This window comes from Pseudomonas sp. Marseille-Q5299 (genome assembly GCF_943737035.1).
Lineage (GTDB): Bacteria > Pseudomonadota > Gammaproteobacteria > Pseudomonadales > Pseudomonadaceae > Aquipseudomonas > Aquipseudomonas putida_E.
The window spans coordinates 53,462-76,729 of record NZ_CALSFR010000004.1 but is presented as its reverse complement, the minus strand read 5'-3'; the positions used below and the strand labels follow the sequence as shown (position 1 = coordinate 76,729).

General features: G+C 62.3%; 21 protein-coding genes and 1 pseudogene. 10 read left to right on the top strand and 12 right to left on the bottom strand.

The genetic code is table 11. The features are described 5' to 3' along the window. Positions 1 to 249: 249 nt before the first annotated feature. The 6 genes and pseudogenes from NGJ21_RS13135 (at position 250) to NGJ21_RS13105 (ending at position 5,134) form a co-directional block, all read left to right on the top strand. Positions 250 to 1,992, top strand: a complete 1,743-nt coding sequence (locus tag NGJ21_RS13135) for a copper resistance system multicopper oxidase (RefSeq protein ID WP_119689139.1) — start codon at positions 250 to 252, stop codon at positions 1,990 to 1,992. A 14-nt stretch (positions 1,993 to 2,006) separates the two neighbouring features. Beyond that, entirely contained in the window at positions 2,007 to 2,306 is a 300-nt protein-coding gene (locus NGJ21_RS13130) for a hypothetical protein (RefSeq protein ID WP_182445270.1), read from the top strand. Further along, positions 2,296 to 3,264, top strand: coding sequence for a copper resistance protein B (locus tag NGJ21_RS13125; RefSeq protein ID WP_119688587.1), 969 nt, complete (start codon positions 2,296 to 2,298; stop codon positions 3,262 to 3,264). Before NGJ21_RS13130 ends, NGJ21_RS13125 begins: the two co-directional genes overlap by 11 nt. A gap of 9 nt (positions 3,265 to 3,273) precedes the next feature. Continuing rightward, positions 3,274 to 4,053: a c-type cytochrome gene (locus NGJ21_RS13120; RefSeq protein ID WP_119688586.1), complete on the top strand. Its 780-nt coding sequence runs from the start codon at positions 3,274 to 3,276 to the stop codon at positions 4,051 to 4,053. A 57-nt stretch (positions 4,054 to 4,110) separates the two neighbouring features. Next, a pseudogene (locus tag NGJ21_RS13115) lies at positions 4,111 to 4,222 on the top strand (DUF411 domain-containing protein); the annotation flags it as partial. A 222-nt stretch (positions 4,223 to 4,444) separates the two neighbouring features. Next, a complete protein-coding gene (locus NGJ21_RS13105) occupies positions 4,445 to 5,134 on the top strand; it encodes an SOS response-associated peptidase family protein (RefSeq protein ID WP_115275388.1) in 690 nt (229 codons plus the stop codon). Positions 5,135 to 5,150: 16 nt separating this feature from the next. On the opposite strand, the gene NGJ21_RS13100 is transcribed toward NGJ21_RS13105, so the two are convergent. From NGJ21_RS13100 to NGJ21_RS13060, 9 genes are all read right to left on the bottom strand, one after another. Then, on the bottom strand, positions 5,151 to 6,968 hold the full coding sequence (locus tag NGJ21_RS13100; RefSeq protein WP_251962193.1) for an ABC transporter ATP-binding protein/permease: 1,818 nt from the start codon (positions 6,966 to 6,968) through the stop codon (positions 5,151 to 5,153). A 193-nt stretch (positions 6,969 to 7,161) separates the two neighbouring features. Further along, positions 7,162 to 7,365, bottom strand: a complete 204-nt coding sequence (locus NGJ21_RS13095) for a formate dehydrogenase subunit delta (protein ID WP_046787904.1) — start codon at positions 7,363 to 7,365, stop codon at positions 7,162 to 7,164. Then, positions 7,362 to 10,241: a formate dehydrogenase subunit alpha gene (gene fdhF, locus NGJ21_RS13090; RefSeq protein WP_115275390.1), complete on the bottom strand. Its 2,880-nt coding sequence runs from the start codon at positions 10,239 to 10,241 to the stop codon at positions 7,362 to 7,364. The genes NGJ21_RS13095 and fdhF overlap by 4 nt, the downstream gene beginning before the upstream one ends. Then, the gene (locus tag NGJ21_RS13085; protein ID WP_251962192.1) at positions 10,238 to 11,797 is read right to left on the bottom strand and encodes a formate dehydrogenase beta subunit; all 1,560 of its coding nucleotides are present in this window, start codon (positions 11,795 to 11,797) and stop codon (positions 10,238 to 10,240) included. Before NGJ21_RS13085 ends, fdhF begins: the two co-directional genes overlap by 4 nt. After that, positions 11,791 to 12,273 (bottom strand): formate dehydrogenase subunit gamma, encoded by a 483-nt coding sequence (locus tag NGJ21_RS13080; protein WP_046787901.1) that lies wholly within the window; start codon positions 12,271 to 12,273, stop codon positions 11,791 to 11,793. The genes NGJ21_RS13085 and NGJ21_RS13080 overlap by 7 nt, the downstream gene beginning before the upstream one ends. Before the next feature lie 235 nt (positions 12,274 to 12,508). Next, positions 12,509 to 13,666: a glutathionylspermidine synthase family protein gene (locus tag NGJ21_RS13075; protein WP_125923185.1), complete on the bottom strand. Its 1,158-nt coding sequence runs from the start codon at positions 13,664 to 13,666 to the stop codon at positions 12,509 to 12,511. 2 nt (positions 13,667 to 13,668) lie between these two features. After that, positions 13,669 to 14,370: a DUF1190 domain-containing protein gene (locus NGJ21_RS13070; RefSeq protein WP_177433142.1), complete on the bottom strand. Its 702-nt coding sequence runs from the start codon at positions 14,368 to 14,370 to the stop codon at positions 13,669 to 13,671. Positions 14,371 to 14,396: 26 nt separating this feature from the next. Continuing rightward, on the bottom strand, positions 14,397 to 14,822 hold the full coding sequence (locus NGJ21_RS13065) for a DUF350 domain-containing protein (RefSeq protein ID WP_251962191.1): 426 nt from the start codon (positions 14,820 to 14,822) through the stop codon (positions 14,397 to 14,399). 12 nt (positions 14,823 to 14,834) lie between these two features. Next, on the bottom strand, positions 14,835 to 15,434 hold the full coding sequence (locus NGJ21_RS13060; protein ID WP_115275395.1) for a DUF2491 family protein: 600 nt from the start codon (positions 15,432 to 15,434) through the stop codon (positions 14,835 to 14,837). A gap of 558 nt (positions 15,435 to 15,992) precedes the next feature. Here NGJ21_RS13060 and dusA point away from each other — a divergent pair. The 3 genes from dusA to NGJ21_RS13045 all read left to right on the top strand — a co-directional run bounded on the left by dusA (position 15,993) and on the right by NGJ21_RS13045 (position 20,178). Beyond that, entirely contained in the window at positions 15,993 to 17,000 is a 1,008-nt protein-coding gene (gene dusA / locus NGJ21_RS13055) for a tRNA dihydrouridine(20/20a) synthase DusA (protein WP_046787894.1), read from the top strand. Between the two features lie 248 nt (positions 17,001 to 17,248). After that, a complete protein-coding gene (gene tal, locus NGJ21_RS13050) occupies positions 17,249 to 18,175 on the top strand; it encodes a transaldolase (protein ID WP_046787893.1) in 927 nt (308 codons plus the stop codon). A 143-nt stretch (positions 18,176 to 18,318) separates the two neighbouring features. After that, on the top strand, positions 18,319 to 20,178 hold the full coding sequence (locus NGJ21_RS13045; RefSeq protein ID WP_115275396.1) for an alkaline phosphatase D family protein: 1,860 nt from the start codon (positions 18,319 to 18,321) through the stop codon (positions 20,176 to 20,178). A gap of 67 nt (positions 20,179 to 20,245) precedes the next feature. Here the strand turns inward: NGJ21_RS13045 and rssC are convergent, their stop codons facing one another. Then, on the bottom strand, positions 20,246 to 20,728 hold the full coding sequence (gene rssC, locus NGJ21_RS13040; protein WP_039602918.1) for an anti-sigma factor antagonist RssC: 483 nt from the start codon (positions 20,726 to 20,728) through the stop codon (positions 20,246 to 20,248). Beyond that, the gene (gene rssB / locus NGJ21_RS13035) at positions 20,725 to 21,909 is read right to left on the bottom strand and encodes a two-component system response regulator RssB (protein WP_042111919.1); all 1,185 of its coding nucleotides are present in this window, start codon (positions 21,907 to 21,909) and stop codon (positions 20,725 to 20,727) included. Before rssB ends, rssC begins: the two co-directional genes overlap by 4 nt. A gap of 269 nt (positions 21,910 to 22,178) precedes the next feature. Here rssB and NGJ21_RS13030 point away from each other — a divergent pair, with 269 nt between their 5' ends. Beyond that, positions 22,179 to 22,478 carry a PilZ domain-containing protein gene (locus NGJ21_RS13030; protein ID WP_046786444.1) on the top strand — a complete coding sequence of 100 codons (300 nt, stop codon included), beginning with the start codon at positions 22,179 to 22,181 and terminating at the stop codon, positions 22,476 to 22,478. A 51-nt stretch (positions 22,479 to 22,529) separates the two neighbouring features. On the opposite strand, the gene NGJ21_RS13025 is transcribed toward NGJ21_RS13030, so the two are convergent. Next, positions 22,530 to 23,237, bottom strand: coding sequence for an MlaA family lipoprotein (locus tag NGJ21_RS13025; protein ID WP_012313585.1), 708 nt, complete (start codon positions 23,235 to 23,237; stop codon positions 22,530 to 22,532). Positions 23,238 to 23,268: the final 31 nt, after the last annotated feature.

Below are 23,268 nucleotides of genomic sequence, written 5' to 3'. Positions count from 1 at the left end.
ACGTTTTGTGCGCGCTCCAGTTAGGTCAGACCTTTCCCCCCTTGGTTGCCCTTCAGTGTGCAACAAGAATGGCACTCAACCAGAAGCTGACGGAAAAGTAATGTCGGGCTCAGCTTGCTGACAGCGCCCGGTAGCTAGCCTGAACCCGAGACCAGCGCCTATCAGGCGGAGTGAGAGCTCAATTGAAACGGGATGGTTGCCCAAGTCGCAGCCTGGATATCAGTGATCTACCTGACTGGACGCAACGGCATGCAAAGCAAAACCACGAGACGCTCATTCGTCACGGGCCTCGCTGCTACCGGACTACTGGGTGGGCTGGGCATGTGGCGCACGCCGGTCTGGGCCGTGACCAGCCCTGGCCAACCCAACGTACTGACCGGCACCGATTTTGACCTGTACATCGGTGAGCTCCCGGTGAACATTACCGGCGCAGCGCGTACGGCAATGGCCATCAACGGCTCGCTGCCGGGACCGATTCTTCGCTGGCGAGAGGGCGACACAGTCACGCTGCGCGTGCGCAATCGCTTGAAACAGGATACGTCCATCCACTGGCACGGGATCATTCTGCCGGCAAACATGGACGGCGTACCGGGCCTGAGCTTCCATGGCATCGCCCCGGATGGCATGTATGAATACAGGTTCAAGGTTCACCAGAACGGCACCTACTGGTACCACAGCCACTCGGGCTTGCAGGAGCAGATCGGTGTTTACGGTGCGCTAGTGATCGATGCGAAGGATCCAGAGCCTTTCACCTACGACCGTGACTACGTCGTCATGCTCAGCGACTGGACCGACGCAGATCCGGCGCAGGTCATGTCCAAGCTCAAAAAACAGTCGGACTACTACAACTTCCACAAGCGGACGGTTGGCGATTTCGTCGATGACGTGAGTGAGAAAGGCTGGTCTGGCGCTGTAGCCGATCGGAAGATGTGGGCTGAGATGAAGATGAGCCCAACCGATCTTGCTGACGTGAGTGGGTATACCTACACCTACCTCATGAACGGCAAGGCGCCCAATGACAATTGGACTGGAATATTCAAGCCAGGCGAGAAAATCCGGCTGCGCTTTATCAACGGCTCCGCCATGACCTATTTCGACGTGCGTATACCCGGCTTGAAGATGACGGTCGTCGCAGCCGACGGGCAGTACGTCAAGCCTGTGTCGATCGATGAATTCCGCATCGCGGTTGCCGAAACCTACGATGTCATTGTCGAGCCTGAAAACGAGCAGGCTTACACCCTCTTTGCCCAATCCATGGATCGCACTGGCTATTCCAGAGGCACCCTGGCTGTTCGCGAGGGCATGCAAGGCCCGGTGCCTGCTTTAGACCCAAGGCCTTTGATCTCCATGAGCGACATGGGGATGGACCACGGCAACATGGCCGGCATGGAGCACAACAATATGGCGGGTATGGACCATGACAGCATGGCCGGCATGAATCACGGCAGCATGACGACTGGCAGTGCCATGCAAAGCCATCCCGCCTCGGAAACAAACAACCCGCTGGTCGACATGCAGACCATGACCCCGACGCCCAAGCTGAACGACCCAGGAATCGGGCTTCGTGACAATGGCCGTCGTGTGCTCACTTATTCGGATTTGCGAAGCACCTTCATCGACCCGGATGGCCGTGAACCGGGCCGGACTATCGAACTGCACCTCACCGGCCATATGGAAAAGTTCGCCTGGTCGTTCGACGGCATCAAGTTCTCTGATGCCCAGCCGCTGCGGCTCAAATACGGCGAGCGCCTGCGCATCACCTTGGTCAACGACACCATGATGACTCACCCCATCCACCTGCACGGCATGTGGAGCGACCTGGAGGATGAGAATGGCAACTTCATGGTCCGAAAGCACACGATCGATATGCCTCCCGGCGCGAAACGAAGCTATCGGGTAACCGCCGATGCGCTAGGGCGTTGGGCCTATCACTGCCACCTCATGTACCACATGGAAACGGGCATGTTCCGAGAAGTGCGCGTAGACGAATGAACAGGAGAGACGAGATGAGCAAACCAATGAAACGAAGCGCCTTTTTCCTCAGTGCCGCGATGGTCGGCCTGCTCGCGGTTTATCCACCAACTTCCTGGTCCAGTGAGCATCATGATCAGCACACGCAAAAGTCGCCCGATGCAGCGCAGCCGAACGCGTCAAAGAGCAAGCAAGCCCATGGCATGAACCATGAAGGCATGGACCACGGTGCCATGGAAGGTATGGACCATCATTCGATGGAGGGCATGGACCACAGCAAAATGATGGAATCACAGGGTAGCGACAAAGCCAAGGCAGGGAAAAATGGCCAATAGCGTTGTACGACCATCGTTGCTGACATTGAGCGTTTTTCTCGGCGTGCTGGGCGTTTCGCCCAGCATCGCCGCTGAAATGGATCATTCCGGGATGGATCACTCGGCAATGGGCCACAGCCAGCCTAAAGCCAAACCCGCCTCAATGGACCACAGCAAGATGGCCCCTACAAGCATGAAGGACATGGACCATGATGCGATGGATCATTCCAACATGAAACACGGGGAGGCCGATTCGCCTGCCTCGACCAGCCGCACGCCGATCCCCGTGCTGACGGACGCCGACCGCCAGGCTGCCTTCCCCCCGCTCGACGGGCACAAAATGGATGACAGCGGGATCAACGGGTTTTTCTTGCTGGACCAGCTGGAATACCAAAACGCCGATGAAGGCAGCACGCTTGCCTGGGACGCATCAGGATGGGTGGGCGGCGACGTCAACCGGCTCTGGATTCGCGCGGAGGGCGAGCGCACCAACGGGGTAACTGAAGATGCGCAGCTGCAGCTCCTGTACGGCCGCTCGATCAGCCCATGGTGGGATGTGGTCGCCGGTCTGCGGCAGGACTTCCAACCCCAATCGCCCCAGACCTGGGCAGCATTCGGTATCCAGGGCATGGCGCTGTACGATTTCGAGGCGCAAGCGACGGCTTTCATAGGTGAGAACGGTCAGACTGCGGCCCGCCTGGAAGGTGAGTACGACATTCTGCTGACCAATCGTTTGATCCTTCAGCCAACCGCTGAGGCCAACTTCTATGGCAAGAACGATCTGCAACGCGGGGTCGGCACTGGCCTGGCCAACACCGAAGTCGGACTGCGCTTACGGTACGAAATTGTCCGCCAGTTTGCACCCTACATAGGCGTTACCTGGAGTCGTTCCTACGGCAAAACCGCCGACTTCATCCGTGATGAAGGCGGGGACGTGAACGAAGCGCGCTTCGTTGCCGGCATTCGCATGTGGTTTTGAGAATTCGACATGAAAAGAACAATTACAACGCTGTTGTCGATAGGTGCCGTAGGTAGCGCGGCAGTTCTGGGCTCGGCCTACTTCGGTCTCGTGAACGTAGGCGCGGATGATCCGCACTTCCCGGCTGTCCATGCGTTTTTGGCCATGGCGCGTGATCGCTCGATCGAAGTTCGAGCACGCAACATCAAGGTGCCGAATTTGAAAGACCCCGCTCTGGTCAAGGCCGGAGCAGGTAACTACAACGCCATGTGTATCGGTTGCCATCTCGCTCCAGGCCTGCAGAAAACTGAACTCAGCCAAGCGCTATACCCAGCACCTGCCAACCTCAGCAAGAGCGGCGTAAGCGGCGGCCCCGCAACTGCGTTCTGGATAATCAAGCACGGTATCAAGGCCACCGGCATGCCAGCATGGGGCAAAAGCATGGAAGACCAGTACATCTGGGGGATCGTCGCCTTTCTGGATCAGCTCCCGCAACTCAATGCCGAGGAGTACCAAGCGATGGTCGCCTCCAGTGGCGGCCACCAGCATGGCGGTGGCGAGAGCGATATGCATGACCATGAAGGTCAACACGGCAGTGCCAAGTCCGAACAAGGTACCCGTGAGGCCACAACGGGCCATGGCATGGCTGAGGAAGGTCATGACCGTGGAAGTGCGCATTCAGAACCGGTGTCTCTCACGGAGCACCACGGCGGCCACCAGGCCGCTGAGGCACCTTCAGACCATCGAACAGGCCATTCCTCCAAAAACCATGTGCATGAAGACGGGAAGGCGCACACCCAGGTCAAGTAAACACACCGCCCCCGGCTGAGCACCTGTGCGGCCATACTGAGCGCCCCAGCAGCCTAAGCTGACGCCCTCTCTATTGATGTGCACCGGGACGCGAGTTGCGGTTGCTTGCAGGAAATGGATAGCACACCTGGAAGCAAACGACTTCTTGGTCGTTGACCACGTTGAAGCTGTCTAACCAGATCGCCAGCGCAAACCCTTTAAAGGATGGACCTCCCAGGCATGCCGTCGCCGTCTATCCTGACCAGATACATGTGCGGCGCACGCAGTTCGAACAACTCGTCCCGCGAGATGGGGAGCTCTGCGAGATCGGCGGCCGACGATGTAAGCCGTACAAGCAAACCGGCAGCGGGTCAATCGGACGCGCGACATTTGACGAATGGGGGGACATGCCATGTGCGGACGCTTCGCCCAGTATCAGGGCCAGGCCGATTACCTGCGTGAACTGGACGCCGGGCAGGACGTGATCAGCGGTTACGACAACGTGCCCATTGGCCGTTACAACGTGGCCCCTGGCAGCGGCGTACAGGTTTTGCACAACACCGCCGATGGCCTGCGCATCGACCCCTGCCATTGGGGTTGGGCACCGTTCTGGGCCAAGGGCCCGAGGCCTGCGCCGATCAACGCACGGGTGGAAACCGTGACCGCCGGCAATTTCTTCAAGGCACTCTGGCCTCAAGGCCGGGCCCTGGTCATGGCCGACGGCTGGTACGAATGGGTGAGCGACCCGCACGACCCCAGGCGCAAGCAGCCCTACTTCATCCGCCTGAAAAGCCAGGCACCGATGTTCATGGCCGCGCTGGCTCAGGTACGTTCAGGGCTGGAGCCGAACGAAGGGGATGGGTTCGTGATCATTACCGCAGCGAGTGATGCAGGAATGGTCGATATCCATGACCGCCGGCCACTGGTACTGGGGCCGGCGGATGCGCGGGCGTGGATCGACCTGGAAGTGCCTGCCGAGGAGGCCGAGCGGTTGGCACGCGAGCGGTGCCTTCCGGTAGAAGCCTTTGAATGGTTTGCGGTGGGCGAGGCCGTAGGGAATGTCCGTAATGAAGGCGCGCAGTTGATCGTGATGCAGCCCTGAACAGGGTACAGGCCTCCTAGACCTGCAACGCTACCTCCGGCTTTTGCTCCAGCAGCGACCAACCACCCTGCCCGTCCACTTCCAGCCGGTGGGTATGGAACCCGGCCAACGTACTGCGATGGCCGACACTCACCAGCAAGGTTTGCGGCATTTCATTGCGCAGCAGCGAATACAACGCATGCTCCAGGCCTTCATCCATCGCCGAGGTGGACTCGTCGAGGAACACCACCTGCGGCCGGTTGAACAGCACCCGGGCAAACGCCAGCCGCTGCTGCTCACCGACCGAGAGGATATGCGACCAGTCGCAACTGACCGCCAGCCGCTCAGCCAGGTGGGCCAGGTTGACCTGGCGCAGCGCATGCTGCATGCGCGCCTCGTCCTCTGGCTTGCTGTCAGCCGGGTAGGCGATGGCGGTTCGCAGGTCACCCAGGGGCAGGTACGGGCGCTGCGAGAGGAACAGCGCCTCGGTGCCGGTGGGCCGCCTGACCTCACCCTCGGCGTAAGGCCACAGCCCTGCCAGGGCGCGCAACAAGGTGGTCTTGCCACTGCCCGACGGGCCCTTGATCAGCAGCGCCTGGCCGGCCTGCAGGCGCAAGTCGAGGTCGGCGATCAACGCGTGGCCGTCGGGGCGCATCACCTGCAAACCCGAGATATCCAGGGCCTGCGCCTGTTCCTGGGTGCTGACCCGCGGCAAGGTGCTGGCCTGCTGGTTGGCATCGAGAAAACCGGTCAGACGGTCGAGCGTGGCGCGGTACTGGGCAAAGGTGTCGTAGGACTCACGGAAGAACGACAACGCATCCTGCACTTGGCCAAACGCTTGGGAGGTCTGCATGACATCGCCCAGCTTGATCGCGCCACTGAAGAAGCGCGGCGCCTGAAGGATGAACGGGAACACCACTGCCACCTGGCTGACGCCCAGGTTGAAACCGCTGAACTTCAGGTTGCGGAACACCAGTGCCCAGACATTGACGATCAATGCCCCGAAGCGGCCCAGCAAGGTCCCCCGCTCCACCTGCGCGCCCTGGTAGAACGCAATGTTCTCAGCGTTTTCACGCAGGCGCATCAGCGCATAACGGAAGTTGGCGGTGAGTTTTTCGTTGAGGAAGTTCAGGCGGATCAACGGCTGCCCGAGGCGGAAGGCAATCCAGGTGGCGATCAGCACATACACATACACGGCAAACACCATGGCCCGGGGGATTTCCACACCCGCTATCGCCAGCGGCGCCGACAGCCCCCAGAGGATGGCGGTGAACGCCACCAGCGACACCAGCGCGCTGACCGCGCCCAGCGCCAGGGTTACCGAGTTGGTGACGAAGGCGTTGACGTCCAGTTCGATACGCTGGTCGGGGTTGTCTACAGGCTCGGCGAGGAACTGGCCGCGGTAATAGGCGTCACCGTGGAGCCAGTCGTTGGTCAGGCGCTCGGTCAGCCAGACCCGCCAGCGGATGCTGAAGGCCTCGGTCACGTAGAAGGTGAACAGCGAACGCAGCACATGAAGGGTGGCCAATACCGCGAACACGCCCAGCAAGTACCAGAAGGCGGTTTGGTCGAGGGCCTGCAGGGCGCTGTAGAAGCCGTTGTACCAGAACGAGAACAGCACGTTCATGCGTACCGAAAACAGGGTCAGCACCAGCAGTGCGGCAAACACCAGCAGCGGTCGCCAGCTGCGCCTGAAGGAGAAATAGGGCCCGGCAAGCTGCCAGAACTGGCTACCCCAGCGAGTGTAGCGCACAGCCAGCGCAGCGGCGGCGGTGAAGCCGATCAGGGTGATGAACGAAGTGATTGCAAGCCAGCTCAGGCTCTCTTGCAGGGCCTGGTGCCAGTTCATGTCCATGGTGGGTATCCGTGACGAGTGTTTACGCGAGCGTAGCATTGCGCCGGCTTTGGTCAGGCATTCATGACGGACATTTCATTTTGTCGGCACCGCCCCTATCGCCGGCAAGCCGGCCCCACAGGAATTGCACTCGATTCGAGGGCAGTCCCGGAGTCCCACCGCTTGCTGGCGACGGGGGCAGCGCAGACAAACGCTAAGCCAAGGCCTCCACCACCTTGGGGTCCAAACCCTCCCCTGCATGGGCCTGGGCCCATTCCCCCAACTGCCTGCGCATCGCCGGGGTCCAGAAGTTCTGCAAATGCTGCTGCACCCCTTTCACCGCCAACGCATGATCAGGCTCGCTGTCGAAGTAATGGGCAATCTGGTTGGCCATCTTGACCAGGTTTTCGATGCTCATCGGCGTACCTCGGCCTGCTCGGGCTTGTCGGCCGTGCGGCGCTCCTTGAGCAGGCGCCGCTGTTCATCGCTGAAGTCCTGGTAGCGCTTTTGCCACTGCGACGGGTGGAACACCTTGACCACCTCCACCGCCGTGACCTTGTACTCCGGGCAGTTGGTGGCCCAGTCGGAATTGTCGGTAGTGATCACGTTGGCGCCGGACTCGGGGAAGTGGAAGGTGGTGTACACCACCCCCGGCGCCACGCGCTCACTCACCTTGGCACGCAGGACCGTCTGCCCGGCGCGGCTGCCGATGCCGACCCAGTCGCCGTCATGGATGCCGCGGCTTTCGGCGTCGGTGGGGTGCAGCTCCAGGCAGTCGGCAGCATGCCAGGCGACGTTCGCGGTGCGCCGGGTCTGGGCACCGACGTTGTACTGGCTGAGAATGCGCCCGGTGGTCAGCAGCAGTGGGTAGCGGCTGTTGACCTTCTCGTCGGTGGGCACATAGCCGGTGAGCATGAAGCGCCCTTTGCCCCGCACGAACTGATCGATGTGCATGGTCGGCGTGCCGTCGGGCGCGGCGTCGTTGCACGGCCACTGCAGGCTGCCATGGCGGTCGAGTTCGGCGTAGCTGACGCGGTGAAAGGTTGGTGTCAGGCGGGCGATTTCGTCCATGATCTCGGACGGGTGGCGGTAGCTCATCGGGTAGCCCAGGGCATTGGCCAAGGCCACGGTGGCCTCCCAGTCAGCCTTGCCGGCCAGCGGCTGCATCACCTTGCGTACCCGCGAAATACGGCGCTCGGCGTTGGTGAAGGTGCCGTCCTTTTCCAGGAACGAGCTACCCGGCAAGAACACATGGGCGAACTTGGCCGTCTCGTTGAGGAAGATGTCCTGCACCACCACGCATTCCATGGCCCGCAGCGCGGCAGTGACGTGCTGGGTGTTGGGGTCGCTCTGGGCGATGTCCTCACCCTGGCAGTACAGCGCCTTGAAGCTGCCGTCCAGCGCCGCTTCGAACATGTTGGGGATGCGCAGGCCCGGGTCGGGCTGCAGAGTCACACCCCAGGCCTGCTCGAACTCGGCACGCACGGCCTCGTTGGAGATATGCCGGTAGCCTGGCAACTCATGCGGGAACGACCCCATGTCGCACGAGCCCTGCACATTGTTCTGCCCACGCAGGGGGTTTACCCCTACCCCTTCGCGGCCAATATTGCCGGTGGCCATGGCCAGGTTGGCGATGCCCATCACCGCCGTGCTGCCCTGGCTGTGTTCAGTCACGCCCAAACCGTAGTAGATCGCCGCGTTGCCGCCTGTGGCATACAGCCGGGCGGCGGCGCGGATCTGCTCGGCGGGCACGCCGCACACGGGGCCCTGCACTTCAGGGGCGTTTTGCGCGAGGCTGACGAAGTCGCGCCAGCGGGCGAAGGCCTCGCTCTCGCAGCGCTCGTCAATGAAGCGCTGGGCCAGCAGCCCCTCGCTAACGATCACATGGGCCAAGGCGTTGAGCATGGCCACGTTGGTGCCAGGGCGCAGTTGCAAGTGCAGCTCGGCACGGGCGTGGGGCGAATCCACCAGGTCGATGCGCCGCGGGTCGATGACGATCAGCCGCGCCCCTTGGCGCAGGCGGCGTTTGAGCTGCGAGCCGAACACCGGGTGGGCATCGGTAGGGTTGGCACCGATCACCAGGATCACGTCGGCCTGCATCACCGAATCGAAACTCTGGGTACCCGCCGACTCGCCGAGGGTCTGCTTGAGGCCATAGCCGGTGGGCGAATGGCAAACCCGCGCGCAGGTGTCGACGTTATTGTTGCCAAACGCCGTGCGCACCAACTTTTGCACCAGGTAGGCTTCTTCGTTGGTGCAACGGCTGGAGGTGATGCCACCGATGGAGTCGCGCCCGTACTTGAGCTGGATGCGCCGGAACTCGCTGGCCGCGTAGGTGACGGCCTCGTCCCAGCTGACTTCCTGCCACGGGTCATCCACATGCTTGCGGATCATCGGTCTGGTGATGCGATCAGGGTGGGTGGCATAGCCCCAGGCGAAGCGGCCCTTGACGCAGGCATGGCCGTGGTTGGCGCCGCCGTTCTTGTCCGGGACCATGCGTACCAACTGGTCACCCTTCATTTCCGCACGGAACGAGCAACCCACGCCGCAGTAGGCGCAGGTGGTGATCACCGCTCGTTCCGGCTGGCCGCTCTGCACCAGGCTTTTTTCGGTCAGGGTAGCCGTCGGGCAGGCCTGCACGCAGGCGCCGCACGACACGCATTCGGAGGTGAGGAAGTTGTCACCACCGGCTGCCGCCACCCGCGACTCGAAGCCGCGCCCGGTGATGGTCAGGGCGAAGGTGCCCTGGATGTCCTCACAGGCACGCACGCAGCGGCTGCAGACGATGCACTTGCTGGGCTCGTAATCGAAGTACGGGTTGGACACGTCCTTCTGCTCAGCCAGATGATTAGCGCCGTCATAGCCGTAGCGCACCTCGCGCAGGCCGACCTGGCCGGCGACCGTCTGCAGTTCGCAGTTGCCATTGGCCGAGCAGGTCAGGCAGTCGAGCGGGTGGTCGGAAATGTACAGCTCCATGACATTGCGACGCAGGTCGGCCAGGCGTGGTGTCTGCGTGCGCACCACCATGCCTTCGCTGACAGGCGTGGTGCAGGACGCCGGGTATCCGCGCATGCCGTCGATTTCGACCATGCACATGCGGCAGGAGCCAAAGGCCTCCAGGCTGTCGGTGGCGCACAGCTTGGGGATGCTGGTACCCAGCAGGGCGGCGGCGCGCATCACTGAGGTGCCCGCCGGCACGCTCACGCTGCGCCCGTCGATGTTCAGGCTGATCTGCACATCGCCGTAGCGTTCAGGGGTGCCCAGATCGGTCTCGGGGTCGAAGTAATTGATCACTGCGCGGCCTCCGTGGTGGTCAGCCCGAAATCGGCCGGGAAGTACTTCAGGGCGCTGGCCACCGGGTAGGCGGTCATGCCGCCCATGGCGCATAGCGAGCCGTATTGCATCGTGTCGCACAGGTCGCGCAGCAGCAGGGCCTGGTCATGGCGCTCGGTGAGGTCGCTGCTGGCGATCAGGCGGTCGACCACCTCCATGCCGCGGATAGAACCGATGCGGCAAGGCGTGCATTTGCCGCACGACTCTTCGGCGCAGAACTGCAGGGCAAAACGCGCCATGCTGGCCATGTTCAGGGTGTCGTCAGCCACCACCACGCCGCCGTGGCCCAGCATCGCGCCCATGGCAGCGAAGGCCTCGTAGTCCAGTGGGGTATCGAAGTGACTGGGCGGCACCCAGGCACCCAGCGGGCCACCGACCTGGGCAGCCTTGAGCGGCCGGCCGCTGGCGGTGCCGCCCCCGTAGCCTTCCACCAGCTCGCGCAGGGTCAGGCCGAAGGCACGTTCTACCAGGCCGCCATGGCGGATGTTGCCGGCCAGCTGGAACGGCATGGTGCCCAGCGAACGGCCCATACCGAAGTCGCGGTAGAACGCTGCGCCCTTGGCCAGGATGGTGGGCACCGAGGCCAGGGTGAGTACGTTGTGCACCAGCGTCGGCAGGCCGAACAGGCCCTGCAGGGCCGGTAGCGGTGGCTTGGCACGGACGATGCCGCGCTTGCCCTCGATGGATTCGAGCAGCGCGGTTTCCTCACCGCAGATATAAGCACCCGCACCCACGCGTACTTCCAGGTCGAAGGCCTGACCGCTACCGGCCACGTCGAAACCCAGATAACCGGCGTCGCGGGCGATGACGACGGCCTCATCGAGCACGCGGATGGCGTCGGGGTACTCCGAGCGCACGTAGATATAGCCCTTGTCGGCACCCACCGCGAGGCCGGCGATGATCATGCCTTCGATCAGCAAGAAGGGGTCCCCTTCCATCAGCATGCGGTCGGCGAAGGTACCCGAATCGCCTTCGTCGGCGTTGCACACCACATACTTCTGCCCTGCCCCGGCGTCACGCACGGTGCGCCATTTGATACCTGCCGGGAACGCTGCGCCGCCGCGGCCGCGCAGGCCGGAATCGAGCACGGCGGCGACCACTTCGGCGCCGCCCAGCGCAACGGCTTGCGCAAGGCCGGCAAAGCCGCCGTGGGCGCGGTAGTCCTCCAGCGACAATGGCCGGGTGATACCGGCGCGGGCGAACAGCAGACGTTGCTGGGTCTTGAGGTAAGGGAGCGCTTCCACCGGCCCGAGCGCCAATGGATGGCTGCCGGGTTCTGCCGCCAATGCATCGAGCAGCGCAGGCACATCCTCAGGGGTGACCGGGCCGAAGCCTTGCCGCCCTCCTGCGCGCTCGCACTCCACCAGCGGTTCGAGCCAATACAGGCCACGCGAACTGGTGCGCTGGATGTCCAGCGCCAACTGGCGCTGCTCGGCCTCGCGCTGCAACGCCTCGACAACCTGATCTGCGCCCACGGCGCGGGCCACCGAGTCGCAGGGGATGAACAGCTTCAGCATGCTGTGTCCTCCAGGCAACCGTTGACCAGCGAGCGCAGGCGCTCAGGGGTCAGGCGCGCATGCACCTGGCCATCGAGCTCAAGTGCCGGCGAGCAGGCGCACGCGCCCAGGCAGTACACCGGGCGCAGGCTGATGGCGCCATCGGCGCTGGTGCCATGGTCGTCCAGCGCCAACTGTTCGCGCAGCTGCGCGGCCAGGGCTTCACTGCCACGGCTCTGGCACGACTCGGCGCGGCACAGGCGCAGGGTATGGCGGGCCGGCGGCGCGGTGCGGAAATCGTGGTAGAAGCTGATTACCCCGCGCACCTCGGCCAGGCTGAGGTTGAGGGCATGGGCAATGTCAGCGACGGCGGCATCGGGGATGAAACCAATGCTTTCCTGCACGGCATGCAGGATCGGCAAGAGCGCGCCGGGGGTGTCCTGGTGGCGACTCAGGATACTGTGGATCACGGGCAGGTGGGGCAATTGATCAGGCATACAGCGGACCTCGGCATCACGGCCCCCGCCTGTTGTTGTAGTGGGCAGGTGACCGGCGTGTTCTGCTGCGGCGCACCGCCCACGTCACGGTCGCGTGGTTGTCGGTGGCCTCCTTGCCGGTGGCCGTGCGTCTGCGCGCACTGGGCTCAGGGGCATTCCACAAGCATGGCACTTGTGGCGCCGAAGGGATGCACGCGAACGACCAGGCGCATCCTGAAACCGACCAGAGGGCCGGTCAGCCCAATACCACATGCGGCAAGAAGCGCGAGCTGTCCTTGGTGATCAGCGAATCATCTTCACGAATGCCAAGCCCCGAGGCCTTGTCGCCAATCACCCACGAACCAATCAGCGTGTAACTGTCAGCGAACTTCGGCAAAGGTGCAAAAGCCTGCAGAATATAGGGCGCATCGTCATAAGGCCCGTCTTCAAAAACCCGCCGGCCATCCTCGGTGCGGATATCCACGTTGGCGCCCTCACGGGAGAAGTACGGCTTGCGCACCCAGCCTTTGGGCACCGGGGCCTGCGGGTTGTCGTCGACGAAGGCCGGCAGCAGGTTCGGATGCCCCTCGAACCACTCCCACAACAACGGCAGGATGCCTTTGTTGGAGATCAGTGCCTTCCACGGCGGCTCGACGAACTGCGTGTCGCAGCCGGTGATCGCCTGGCCGAAGTCCTCATGAAAGATATGCTCCCAGGCATGCAGCTTGAACAGGCGCTGGATGGGCTGGCCCTGCAGGTCGACGAACCGGCCGTTGTCGTGCAGGCCGATGTCTTCCAGGTCGATATGCCGTGTGCGAACACCCGCATGCTCGGCCATCCTGCGCAGGAAATCCGTGGTGCCACGGTCTTCCAGCGAGCCTGAGATGGTCGAAAAATAGAACGCGCCCTGCCCCGGCATAGCGGCAAACGCCTGCACCAGGTCTTCAGCCAGGGTATTGAACTGGCTGGCGTGTGCAGGCAGCAGCCCACGCGCTATCTGCTCCTCCAGCCAGATCAGCTGGAAAGCGGCCGCCTCGTAAAGTGAGGTTGGCGTATCGTAATTGGCTTCGATGAGTTTCGCCGGGCCATTGCCGTCGTAACTGAAGTCGAAGCGCCCGTACAGGTGGGGCTGTGCCTGCTTCCAAGACCTGCGCACCAGGTCGAAGAAGGCCGGCGGGATGGCCAGGCGGGCCATCAGCGCTTCGCTGTCGACAATGCGCCCGACCGCCTCCAGGCACATGGCGTGCAGCGCTTCGGTCGGTGCTTGCAGGTCGCGCACCACCTGGGCTTCGCTGAATTGGTAGTAACCGCGCTCGTCCCAGTAACGCTCGCCATCGATGGTGTGGAAGGCGAACCCCTCACGCTCGGCAGTCGCGCGCCAGTCGGGGCGCTCTGCCAGCTCGACCTTGCGCATGCTCACCCCCCGAAAAAGCTGCCGGACTTGCCACCCCAGCCGCTACGGGCTGTGGCCTGGCTGCCAAAACCACCACGGGTGATCGATGCCGACGAGGCTGGATGAGATTCCTTGCGGCTCCATCTGCCGCCACCGCCGCCACCGCCGGACGAACCTCCACTGCTGTTTTGTTCATCCTCCCTGGCTCGCTGGATTCCACCCAAGGCCCCATTGTGCGGCCCAAGGCGCGTTCCACTGCGGTTGGCATACAAAGGCTGTGCGCGAAAACGACGGTCGCTGTTGCTGACCACCTGCCCGAGCAGGATACCGGCCACCGCTGCGCTGGCCACATGCCCATAGCCCCCGCCCTGAGCGTAGCCAGCGTCAAGTTGTGACTGGGTCACCTCAGCGGCACTTTCCAACTCGAACCCATTCATGAGCGGCATGTATCGCCCACCGACGGTGGCCTGGCAATTGTCTGCACCGAACTGCGCCTCACACTCGCTCTGGAACGCGAACGTTGGCGCCTGGCGTTGATAGTCGCTCTGCGCCTGCTGGTAGGCATCGGTGCAGATAGCGTTCGGCACTCTGTCATCTACACAGGCAGCGACGGTGTCGTAATTGACCTTTTGGCTGACCGTATACAGTTGTTCCTGCGGACCACAGGCCGTCAGCGCCAGTGGTAACGAACCGGCCAGTACCAGCTTGAAGGAGCTACGTTTCATCGGCGATTTCATTGGCATCCTCCCGCTCAGGCCGAAGGCGTCATGCAGGCCGAGTTCAGAAAGCCCACGCTGATCGCCACGCTGGCGGCGTAGATGGCAGCTGCCATCTCGCCCTGGGCGATGCGCCGTGACAGGCCACGCAGCACTAGGCTGGTGAGGCCGAAGGCAATCAACTGCACCACAGCTGCGATCACCACCAAGGCGACAAAATCGAGAATGCTGACGCTGTAGGCGATGATGTTGCTGGCCGGCAGCGAAAACCCGATCAGCGAACCACCCAGCGCAATAGCGGCCGCCGGGTTGTTTTCGCGGATCAGGGCGAACTCGCGGTGCGGCGTGAGGCGGGTATAGATGAACTGGAACAGCCAGAACATCAGCAGGGCCACACTGATATAGAGGATGAAGCCCGTCACCGCCGAGGCGTTGAGGGACAGGCGCAAAGCGTCGAGCATGGGAGATCCTTGTCAGGTTACGTGAAAGTCCGTGGGGAACAGGGTGATACCCAGCGAGGTGGTGTAGGTAAGCGCTCCGTGCTCATCTTCTTCGACCGAGAGCAGCAGAAATTCGCGCCGGCCTGGCAAACCGGTGTCACGGGCATACAGCATGGACCGGTGCTGGATGCGGTAGCGTGCCTCGGGGCTGGTAACCGCTTCGCATAGCGCAACCCATTCGGCGAGCCCCGCTTCGCGGCCCCATTGCCGGGAGTACAAACTGCCTTCGTGCTCGAAGATCGGCATTCCGGCCTTGGGCACGCTGCCGGTCAGGCGTTGCAGGTGCGCCTGGTCATGGACGGGTACTGCGCTGTGGTAGCCGAACAGCACGATATCGCCCGGTACGGCGCCGTTCATCAGCACCTGCAACCAGTAGTCTTCGTTGTCCAGGTAGAAACGCAACAGGCGCACCGATTGGCCGAGGTCGACCTCGCCAATGGCCCAGACCGCTTCCGGGCCAGGCACCTGAAGCTCCGAGATGCCGTGCAGCAACGGTTTCAGTGAATGGGCAGGCGTGAAGTTGCTGCCACTGCGCAGGCCAAATGGCAGGCTGGCCTGGTGTAAAAGCGACATCGAATACTCCCTGGGGTCGCGGCTTTCCTTGCTGGGGGGCGACACATTAGCGGGTTTCATTGCTAGGGCCAATGCTGATCCTCTGTGGAGGGTTTTCGCAGGTGATAGTTGAGGCCAAAACCAAGTTCGGGCTTGCAGACCCGGCCGCTGTTTTTTGCAGCGGCCCAGCGAGACTAGGGAGCTCAGTTTTCCATCGCAATGGCTCAAGGGCGCGGAAAGGGTGATTCAGAAATGGACTACAGGCTAGAGGGAAAATCTGATCCCACATCTGTAGGAAACCGTTAAAACCATCGCCCCGAAAAGACGGACAAAGAATTTTCACCTCGTTCACTCACGCTTTCCGCGCCCCTCACTTGCCTATGAACAGGCGAACATCCAGCGCTCTTGGTAAACTAGGACATCCTTTTTATGAGGCTGGTATCGACGGGGTAGCTCACCGCCACATCGGCCTTGTTCCTTGCTTGTATTCCTTGCCATTTTTTTCGGCGTTACTCACGTGAATGAGGCTGGTTCACAGCAAAACCCCGAATAAATTGGTACAAAAGTGCGTAGACCTGAATGCCCCTAGATACCGCAACCCCACAAACCACGCGCCCTGAGCCCTCCCGCCGCTTCAGCGTTGCGCCGATGATGGACTGGACCGACCGCCACTGCCGGTTCTTCCTGCGCCTGCTCTCCAGGCACACCCTGCTCTACACCGAAATGGTCACCACTGGCGCCCTGCTGCACAACGACGCGCACCGTTTCCTGCGCCACGATGTGTCCGAGCATCCGCTTGCCCTGCAGCTGGGCGGTAGTGTGCCGGCCGACCTGGCAGCCTGTGCGCGCCTGGCCGAACAAGCGGGCTATGACGAGGTCAACCTCAACGTCGGCTGCCCGAGCGACCGGGTGCAGAACAACATGATCGGCGCTTGCCTGATGGCCCACCCGGCGCTGGTGGCCGATTGCGTCAAGGCCATGCGTGATGCGGTGTCGACGCCGGTGACGGTCAAGCACCGCATTGGTATCAATGGCCGTGACAGCTATGCCGAGCTGTGCGACTTCGTCGGGCAGGTACGTGACGCCGGGTGCCGCAGTTTCACCGTGCATGCGCGCATCGCGATTCTGGAGGGGTTGTCGCCGAAGGAGAACCGTGAGATTCCGCCGCTGCGTTACGACGTGGCCGCGCAGTTGAAAGCGGACTTCCCGGACCTTGAGATTGTGCTCAACGGTGGCATCAAGACCGTGGCCGAGTGCCAGATGCACTTGGAGACGTTCGATGGGGTGATGATGGGGCGCGAGGCGTACCACAACTCGTATGTGCTGGCTGAGGTGGATCAGCTGCTGTTTGGCAGTGATGCGCCGGTGGTCAGCCGTAGCGAGGCGATGGCGCAGTTGCGGCCCTATATCGTGGCGCATATGGAAAGTGGCGGTGCGATGCATCACGTCACCCGGCATATTCTAGGGTTGGGCCAGGGCTTCAAAGGGGCGCGGCGGTTCCGGCAGTTGCTGTCGGCGGATATTCACAAGGCGCCGGAGCCGCTGGTGGTGTTTGACCAAGCGGCGGAGTTGTTGCAGGGGCGGTAAGGTGGTCTGGCGGGCCCTATCGCCGGCAAGCCGGCTGCCACAGGGGCCGCACTGCTCTTGTGGCGTCTGCTTCGCGGGTGAACCCGCTCCCACAGAGGGTGGGGGAAGCTTTCAAGGGCGGTGGGGAACCTCGTGCTGGCTGGTGACTCGAATCATCACCCCAGACAATTCGCCACCGCCCCACTGGCCCCTTGAGCGGCCGTCGGGGCTCGGGTAATGTCGAAACATCGCACAGGACAGAGCACGCCATGACTTCCAAGCTGGAACAACTCAAGCAGTTCACCACCGTGGTCGCCGACACCGGGGACCTGGACGCCATCACCCGCCTCAAGCCGGTCGATGCCACCACCAACCCCTCGTTGCTGCTAAAAGCTGCCGCCATCCCAGGTTATGCCGACCTGCTAAAGCAGGTAAAAAGCGATGCCAAGGGCAATGTCGACCTGGCGTGCGACAAGTTCGCCGTGGCGGTGGGCGCAGGCATTCTGAAAGTGATCCCTGGGCGCATCTCCACCGAAGTGGATGCGCGTTTGTCGTTCGACGAACCGGCACTGCTAAGCAAGGCACGCCAACTGATCGAGCTTTACCAGGCCGCCGGCATTTCCAAAGACCGCGTGCTGATCAAGCTGGCCTCCACCTGGGAAGGCATCCGCGCCGCCGAGCAGTTGGAGAAGGAAGGCATCCAGACCAACCTGACCCTGCTGTTCTCCTTCGCCCAGGCCCAGGCCTGCGCCGATGCCGGTGTATTCCTGATTTCGCCGTTCGTGGGCCGTATCTACGACTGGTACAAGAAAAGCACCGGTCAGGAGTACGTGGGTGCCGAAGACCCGGGCGTACAGTCGGTCACGCGCATCTACAACTACTACAAGGCCAACGGCTACAACACCGTGGTCATGGGCGCCAGCTTCCGTAATATCGGCCAGATCGAACAACTGGCAGGCTGCGATCGCCTGACCATCAGCCCGGAGCTGCTGCAGCAGCTGAGCGATGACCAGGGCGAGCTGCCGCAGGTGCTCAAGCCGGGCAATGCCGGCGAGGCCAAGCAGGTGCTCAGCGAAAGCCAGTTCCGCTGGGCCATGAACGAAGACGCCATGGGTACCGAGAAGCTGGCCGAGGGCATTCGCCAGTTCGCCCGTGACCAGGAGAAGCTGGAAAAGCTGATGGCTGACAAAGCCTGATACATATCCGGTTTGCCAGGCGGGCGGTGAATGTTCAGCATTTTCCGCCCGCTTTGCTTTAGCCGTTCAAAAAGCGTCTTGAATTCAAGGGCCTGTTCGCGACGGTTCGACGCGAATGGGCCGATTAGCCACCAGAGCTGTCCATGACTTCCTCCCCTTTGCCCCTTGTTCTCGCCGGCCCTGTACTGCGCCGCCTGGAGCCTCAGCGCCTGGCCATCTGGCTGGTCGGCAGCCAACCCTTGCAGCCCGAGTTCACCTTGGACGGCGCGGCCAAGGTGGATTGCCAGGTCGTACCGATCGGCCAGCACGCCTTCATCCACCTGCTGGACATCCACTTTGCCCAGCCGCTGCCCAGCAACGTCGAACTCGAATACGACCTGCTGATCAATGGCCAAGGTATCGCTGGCTGGGCGCCGCACCTGCTCTACCCAGGCCGCCGGCGCCCGAGCCTGGTGCTGCGCGACCGCCTGGACCAGTTGCTGCACGGCTCTTGCCGCAAGCCGCACCACCCCGCTGCCGATGGCCTACTTTGCGCCGACCGGCTGCTGCAGGCCTGTACGCGCCCCGAAGAGCGCCCGGCCGTGCTGTTGATGACCGGCGACCAAGTCTATGCCGATGATGTCGCAGGGCCGATGTTGCGGGCGATTCATTCGCTGATCGAGCGCCTTGGCCTGTTCGATGAACACTTGGACGGCGCGGTCGTGGCCGACAGCAGGTCGCTCTATGACCACCCGGCCAGCTATTACCACCGCGCCGACTTGCTGCCTGCCCAGGAACGTAATGAAACCCTGCGTGAGCGATTCTTCGGCGGCAAGCGCAAACCGATCTTCTCCTCAAGCAATGCCGACAACCATCTGGTGACCTTCGCCGAGGTCATGGCCATGTACCTGCTGGTCTGGTCACCAACACCTTGGCAACTGGTCGCACTCGACATGCCTGCGGGCCTTGCCGACCCGCACCAGGCGCGCTACCGCAAGGAACTGCCGCTGATTCAGGCGTTCGCCGACGACTTGGGCCAGGTGGCGCGGGTAATGGCGCATTTGCCTTGCCTGATGATCTTCGACGACCACGACATCACCGATGACTGGAACCTGTCGGCGCAGTGGGAAGAAACAGCCTACGGCCACCCATTCTCGCGACGAATCATCGGCAATGCCCTGCTTGGCTACCTGCTGTGCCAGGCCTGGGGCAACGACCCGCAAGGCTGCAAGGCTATGGTCGGGCAGTGCCAGGCGCTGGCCAGCCCACAACTGGACAGCGAGCAACAGGACCATCTGATCGGTGAACTGCTGCGCTTTCAGGGCTGGCAGTTCAGCCTGCCCAGCAACCCGCCCCTGCTGGTGCTGGACACCCGCACACGCCGCTGGCGCAGCGAAAGCGACCTGGCCAAGCCTTCCGGCCTGCTCGACTGGGAGGCGTTGTGCGAACTGCAGCAAGCGTTGCTGGACCACCCTTCGGCGATCATCGTGTCACCGGCGCCGATCTTCGGGGTAAAGCTGATCGAGACGGTGCAAAAAGTGTTCAGCTGGCTGGGCCACCCGCTGCTGGTAGATGCCGAGAACTGGATGGCACACCGCGGTGCCGCCCGGGTGATCCTGAATATCTTCCGCCACTCGCGCACGCCGGGGCATTACGTGATCCTGTCAGGGGACGTGCATTATTCGTTCGTGTACGAGGTGCTGATCCGCCATCGCCAGCGCAGCCCGCACCTGTGGCAGATAACCAGCAGCGGGATCAAGAACGAGTTTCCCCGCCGCTTGCTGGACGTGCTGGACCGGCTCAACCGTTGGCTTTACTCACCGCGCTCGCCTCTGAACTGGTTTACCCGGCGGCGGGAGATGGAAGTGGTGCCGCGTACGCCCAGCCACAGCAAGGCCGGGGAACGTCTGTGGAATGGGGCGGGGCTGGGGCAAGTGTTTTTCGATGAGCAGGGGCGGCCGGCACGAGTGCTTCAGTTGGATGCCCGGGGGGGTGAAGCTACGGAGTTTGCGCGGCCGGATTAATCGATAGGGTTGCCGTTGCGGGCCGCTTCGCGGGTTTAACCGCCAAGAGGCCCAGGGAGGCGGTAGATCAGGACCGCTCCAGCGCGTTCACCAGGTCATGGAACGCTTCACGGTTGGAGTCATTCAGGCCCATGAGGATCTTGTGCGCCTCCAGCACCTTGGAGCGCACCACCTCTTCGTTCTGGTCCTGGGATGGCAGGTCGGTCAGGCATTCCGGGCACGGCACCGGGCGATCGACGATGTTGAACACCTGATCGAAGCCCATCGATTGCAGCAGGCGCGAAATATCCGGGTTGGTGGTGACCACGGTCGGCAGCAGGCCGACCTTTTGCCGCGACAGGATCGACAGCTTGGCCAGCAGGCCCAGGGTGGTGCTATCGATGCTCTCGGTTTCGGTGAGGTCGATGACGATGGCCGAGAAATTCAGCGCAGTGAAGATTTTCTCGATCGTCGCATCCAGCGCCGAACACAAGGTCAGGCGCACTTCACCGACGAATTTCAGCACGAAGGTACCACTTTGCTCGGCGAACTGGATTCTACCGGTACTCATTGAAGGTTCCTGCTTAACACCAATAGGGCGATATCATCCGGCATCTCCCCAAGCGTAGCCAATCCAAATCGTTGGCGCAGCCCATCCAGGCTACCACCCGCTGCCTTGACGATGTCCGGCAAGGCGGCCTCTTTATCTTTGAGCGTGTCCCCTGGCAAAAGATCCAGGATACCGTCTGACATCAGGGTCAGGCTGAACTGCGGTGGCAGTTCCATCACCAGGTCCTGGTAGGTTGCCTCATCGAACAGGCCTACCGGCAGGCCACGGCCTTCCAGGTAGCGGGCCTGGCCTGGGGTATACAGCACCGGCAGCGGCAAGTGGCCGCCCACGGCGTAGGTCAGCAGGCCGGTTTCTTCATCGATCACACCACCGACCATGGTCACGTGTTTGCCCAGCTTGCAGTTGATCAGGCCACGGTTGATGTGGCCGAGCACTTCGGAAGGCTTGAATTCGCGCAGTTTGCTGTTGCGCTTGAATTCGAACATCAGCCGGGTGGTCATGAACTTCAGCAGCACCGTGACGAAAGCCGACGACGCGCCATGCCCGGAGACATCGGCGAGGTAGAAAGCGATGCGCCGCTCATCCACGCGGAAATAGTCGGCGAAGTCGCCTGACAGGTACAGCGACGGGATGATCTGGTGCTCGAAGGCAAACTCCCCGGCAACCCAGGGGCTCTCTGGCAGCATGTTCATCTGCACCTGGCGACCGGCAGTCTGGTCCTCCTGCAACAGGTGCAGGCTGGCCTCCAGTTCACGGTTCGCAGCCTCGAGCTTGTCGCGGTAGCGCTGGTTTTCCACCACCAGGCGCGAACGGTCAAGCGCACGGCGCACCGAATGTTCGAGCACGGCAAGGTCTTCCAGCGGCTTGATCAGGTAGTCGGCGGCACCCAGGCGCAAGGCCTCGACTGCATCGCTCATCACGCCGGCACCCGATACCACGATCACAGGCAACTGCGGCGCGCGCTCACTGACCTGGCGGATCAATTCCAGGCCGCCCATCTGCGGCATGCGCAGATCGCAGATCACGAGGTCGGGCTGGTGTTCTTCAAAGACCTGGAGCCCCTGCTGGCCATTACCGGCCTGGAGGACGCTGAAGCCACTGTCTTCCAGATAGGCGGCGAGGCTCGCACGGACCACGTCGTCATCATCGATGATCAGCAGCGTTGCACTGATTTTCTGCATGTGGGCGAACGGCGCCGATTTGGGTTGGTGCAGGGGCGTCTGCAAGGCTGACATCCAACTGCTGGAATACTCTGTGGTAACACTCTACTTGAGTTGTAGGCCAAGAACACGGCCCAGGCAACCGGCAGAGGTACTGTGTAAGGCGCAGACGATACTCCCATCCGCCAGGTGTTTCAAGCATGCATGGGTCGAGTCTGGTGCTCTTTACAGGCTAAATCACCGAGAGTTATAAGAATGCGACCTGTGCAACCCGATGAGAAGGATGCAGCATGCCAAACACGCCCTCCAACCACAGTGAGAAACGCGACTTCATTCGCATGCGCATCGACACCGACGCCAGCCTGCTGCATGCCGGCCAGGTGATCGCAGCGGTATGCCTGGACCTGTCCAGTAGCGGCATGCAGGTGCAGGCGCCGCAGCGCTTTCAGGTAGGCGACACCTTGGAGGTACGGATCGACTCCGACCACCCTGCCCTCAAAGGCCTGCATGCCAGCACCGAAGTGGTCTGGATCGCCGACCAACCCGGTGGGCAGCAGAAATTTGGCCTGCGCATCCTGGCCATGCATTGATCTGTTACGAAAAAGGCGACCCGAAGGTCGCCTTTTTCGTGCACGCATGAATCAAAAGTCGTCTTCGACCTCGCCATCCTTGACCTTGAACTCGCGGTTCTGCAGGTAGGCGTTGCGAATGAAGATGTACTTGTCGCCCTGAATCAGCTTTTCTGCCGACAACAGGCTAGCACGGGTATCGACCACATCCAGGGCGAAGATAGAGTTGCGGGTCGGCACATGGTCGATGTAGCGGTACGGCTTGGTATAGCCGTCCGGGTACTTCGCCAGGCCGTCGCGCACGGTGCTCGGGCCCAGCAGCGGAATGACTACGTACGGGCCGCTGGGCAAGCCCCAGTAACCGAGCGTCTGGCCGAAGTCTTCGTCGCTGCGCTGCAGGCCCATCTTGGTGCCCACATCGAAGAAGCCGCCCAGGCCGAAGGTGGTATTGACGATCAGCCGCGCCGTATCAACACCCGCCGCATGCGGCTTGAGCTGCAGCACATTGTTGGCCAGGTTGGTGACATCGCCCAGGTTACGGAAGATATTGTGAATGCCATCTTCGAGGAACTGGGGGGTGACAGCCTGATAGCCCTGGGCCAATGGCTTGAGGGCATAGGTGTCGAGGACATCGTTGAAGCGGAAGATCGGCCGGTTGACCGCCTCCCAGGGATCATCCTCGGTGGCAGCCTGGGTAGCCGCCACAGGTGCCAGCAGCAAGCTGGCACAGACACAGGCCTGGGTGACTCGCTCGATCACACCGGCACCGATCCTACGCATAGATGTTTCTCCATCGAATTTCTCGGCCGCT

Coding starts and splice junctions, on each gene's coding strand:
- NGJ21_RS13135 (WP_119689139.1), top strand. CDS start 250: ATGCAAAGCAAAACCACGAGACGCTCATTCGTCACGGGCCTCGCTGCT.
- NGJ21_RS13130 (WP_182445270.1), top strand. CDS start 2,007: ATGAGCAAACCAATGAAACGAAGCGCCTTTTTCCTCAGTGCCGCGATG.
- NGJ21_RS13125 (WP_119688587.1), top strand. CDS start 2,296: ATGGCCAATAGCGTTGTACGACCATCGTTGCTGACATTGAGCGTTTTT.
- NGJ21_RS13120 (WP_119688586.1), top strand. CDS start 3,274: ATGAAAAGAACAATTACAACGCTGTTGTCGATAGGTGCCGTAGGTAGC.
- NGJ21_RS13105 (WP_115275388.1), top strand. CDS start 4,445: ATGTGCGGACGCTTCGCCCAGTATCAGGGCCAGGCCGATTACCTGCGT.
- NGJ21_RS13100 (WP_251962193.1), bottom strand. CDS start 6,968: ATGGACATGAACTGGCACCAGGCCCTGCAAGAGAGCCTGAGCTGGCTT.
- NGJ21_RS13095 (WP_046787904.1), bottom strand. CDS start 7,365: ATGAGCATCGAAAACCTGGTCAAGATGGCCAACCAGATTGCCCATTAC.
- NGJ21_RS13085 (WP_251962192.1), bottom strand. CDS start 11,797: ATGCTGAAGCTGTTCATCCCCTGCGACTCGGTGGCCCGCGCCGTGGGC.
- NGJ21_RS13080 (WP_046787901.1), bottom strand. CDS start 12,273: ATGCCTGATCAATTGCCCCACCTGCCCGTGATCCACAGTATCCTGAGT.
- NGJ21_RS13075 (WP_125923185.1), bottom strand. CDS start 13,666: ATGCGCAAGGTCGAGCTGGCAGAGCGCCCCGACTGGCGCGCGACTGCC.
- NGJ21_RS13070 (WP_177433142.1), bottom strand. CDS start 14,370: ATGAAACGTAGCTCCTTCAAGCTGGTACTGGCCGGTTCGTTACCACTG.
- NGJ21_RS13065 (WP_251962191.1), bottom strand. CDS start 14,822: ATGCTCGACGCTTTGCGCCTGTCCCTCAACGCCTCGGCGGTGACGGGC.
- NGJ21_RS13060 (WP_115275395.1), bottom strand. CDS start 15,434: ATGTCGCTTTTACACCAGGCCAGCCTGCCATTTGGCCTGCGCAGTGGC.
- dusA (WP_046787894.1), top strand. CDS start 15,993: ATGCCCCTAGATACCGCAACCCCACAAACCACGCGCCCTGAGCCCTCC.
- tal (WP_046787893.1), top strand. CDS start 17,249: ATGACTTCCAAGCTGGAACAACTCAAGCAGTTCACCACCGTGGTCGCC.
- NGJ21_RS13045 (WP_115275396.1), top strand. CDS start 18,319: ATGACTTCCTCCCCTTTGCCCCTTGTTCTCGCCGGCCCTGTACTGCGC.
- rssC (WP_039602918.1), bottom strand. CDS start 20,728: ATGAGTACCGGTAGAATCCAGTTCGCCGAGCAAAGTGGTACCTTCGTG.
- rssB (WP_042111919.1), bottom strand. CDS start 21,909: ATGCAGAAAATCAGTGCAACGCTGCTGATCATCGATGATGACGACGTG.
- NGJ21_RS13030 (WP_046786444.1), top strand. CDS start 22,179: ATGCCAAACACGCCCTCCAACCACAGTGAGAAACGCGACTTCATTCGC.
- NGJ21_RS13025 (WP_012313585.1), bottom strand. CDS start 23,237: ATGCGTAGGATCGGTGCCGGTGTGATCGAGCGAGTCACCCAGGCCTGT.